General features: G+C 68.6%; 1 pseudogene. It reads left to right on the plus strand.

Features of this window, described 5'->3' with window-relative positions:
- Positions 1 to 417, plus strand: a pseudogene (locus FXF51_RS60285) (TCP-1/cpn60 chaperonin family protein); the annotation flags it as partial.

Raw genomic sequence — 417 nt, forward strand, 5'->3', positions numbered from 1 at the left:
GCCTTCGGCCTGGAGCTCGAGCTCACCGAGGGCATGCGCTTCGACAAGGGGTACATCGCCCCGCTGTTCATCACCGACTCCGACCGGCTCGAAGCGGTCCTGGACGACCCGTACGTCCTGATCGTCAGCGGCAAGGTCTCCGCGAACAGGGACGTTCTGCCGCTGCTCGACAAGGTGGTGCAGTCGGGCAAACCGGTCCTGGTCATCGCCGAGGACGTCGAGGGCGAGGCCCTGGCGACCCTGGTCGTGAACAAGATGAAGGGCGTGCTGCGTTCGGTCGCGGTCCGGGCGCCGGGCTTCGGCGACCGCCGCAAGGCGATGCTGAACGACATCGCGATCCTGACCGGTGGCCAGGTCGTCGCCGAGGAGGTCGGCCTCAAGCTCGAGACCGCCACCCTCGACCTGCTGGGCCGCGCC

The organism is Nonomuraea sp. PA05 (assembly GCF_008086045.1).
Classification (GTDB): Bacteria; Actinomycetota; Actinomycetes; order Streptosporangiales; family Streptosporangiaceae; genus Nonomuraea; species Nonomuraea monospora.